3 protein-coding genes are annotated in these 1,618 nt (G+C 43.7%); all 3 read left to right on the forward strand.

All coding sequences use genetic code 11. The annotated features are described in order from the left end of the window. Positions 1-459 (forward strand): pilus assembly protein PilM (gene pilM / locus U9M98_03940; protein MEA2020832.1); only part of this gene is annotated, 459 nt, incomplete at its 5' end. A 69-nt stretch (positions 460-528) separates the two neighbouring features. Then, positions 529-1,083: a PilN domain-containing protein gene (locus U9M98_03945; GenBank protein ID MEA2020833.1), complete on the forward strand. Its 555-nt coding sequence runs from the start codon at positions 529-531 to the stop codon at positions 1,081-1,083. Continuing rightward, positions 1,070-1,618: type 4a pilus biogenesis protein PilO (gene pilO / locus U9M98_03950; protein MEA2020834.1), on the forward strand; the 549-nt coding region annotated here is incomplete at its 3' end. The genes U9M98_03945 and pilO, both read left to right, overlap by 14 nt.

Consider the following 1,618-nt stretch of genomic DNA (forward strand, 5'->3'; position numbering starts at 1 on the left):
GTTATTACTGAAAATGGAAAAATTGGCTTTACGCGTAGTGTAGCAACTGGTGGTAAGGCTTTGGGGAGGGCTCTGGCGCGTGCTTTAAGTTTTGAGGAAGAACAAGCAGAATCGTACAAGCGCAGTTACGGACTAAAAGAGGGTGAATTGGAAGGTAAGGTGGGGGATGTTCTGAAGCCGGTGTTTAAAGTAATTGTTGAGGAGATGCACCGATCTCTTGATTTTTACAAATCTAGACGTTCCGGTGGTGTGAAGAGAATTATACTTGCGGGGGGTACAGCAAACTTGCCAGGAGTGCTGGTTTATCTTGCTTCTGAGTTTGGTTTGGAGGTGCAGCTTGCTAATCCTTGGGAGCGAGTTAGCTATCCCCAAGATCAGCTGGATAGAGAAAAGATGGAAAGCTTGGGTCCTACTTTGGCAGTGGCTGTTGGGCTTGCTCTTTGGGAACGGGAGGAGTAATCCTAGGCAGCGCTTATGGATTTAGTTGTATTTATAGATCCCCTAAATTGTTTGAACTAATTTAAACTCATGGCAGTAAATCTTATTCCGCGACAGGTTAAAGAAAAACGAGAAAAGTCTTTTTGGAAAAAGTCTTCTCTGTGGGGTTCGGTTGCTATTTTTGTAGGCGTGGCTGCTGTTAGCGCTGGGATTGTTATTTTCAAGTTTTCTTTGCAGCGTGATATCAAAGCTTTGGAGGATAATATTGATTCAGAAAAAACTAGGATTACGGCTCAAAAAGATGTGGAGCTAAAAATGCGAGATTTGTCCAAGCGAGCAAAGGCAGCGGGAAAGGTTTTGGAAAATGCTAATAAGTATTCCCGAATTTTGGATAAAGTTACAGCATTAATGCCTGTTCGTGTTTCCCTTTCTAAAATGAGTATGCGAGAGGCAGAACAAGCGCAAATCTCGGGGACGGCTCGTAGTTATGTGGACCTAGCCAGGTTTATTTATGCTGTTCAGCAGGATGAAGAGCTTTTGACAGGGCTCCAGCTTCGTTCTGTTAATTTGGATACACAAACAGGTAATGTCAATTTTGATTTAGAGGTTACTGTTTCCAAGGAGGCGTTACGTGGAGCTAGATAAAGAAGTTTCTCTGGACAATATTAAGGAGTTATTAGGTTCGCTGGGCGATGTACTAGGTGAGCTGGTTGTCCCCATAGTGAGTGTGGGCGTTTCTGTTTTGCTGGTACTACTTGTTGTTGTGCCTGGAATCCGGGATATTCAGGAAGCTAGGGAGGAGAAATTGGAAAAGGAAGAGACTTTGCGAGCACTGGAGGAAAAGAGTGCTTTGCTCTCTCGTTACGCAGCTCAGTCGCAGAGGTTGGATTCCGCGCTGGGGGTAGTCCGTCATGCAATTCCTTTAGAAGATGAGGTTCCTGAGGTAATGACACAACTTCAGGATATGGCTGATATTTCTGGCGTTACAGTTTCTAATCTTACTTATCGAAGTGGAAGTGGTGAGGAAGCAGAAGTAGAAACTGTTGGAATGAACTTTGGTTTTGATGGAAGCTTTTCTAATATTAAGGGTTTGTTTGAGTTGATGGAAAATGCTTCGCGGATTGTGGTAGCTGATCAGTTTAATTTGCGAGTGCAGGAAGAAGCAAGTATGTCAGCTAGT

It is taken from the genome of Patescibacteria group bacterium (genome assembly GCA_034659915.1).
Classification (GTDB): domain Bacteria; phylum Patescibacteriota; class WWE3; order JAUXAW01; family JAYEID01; genus JAYEID01.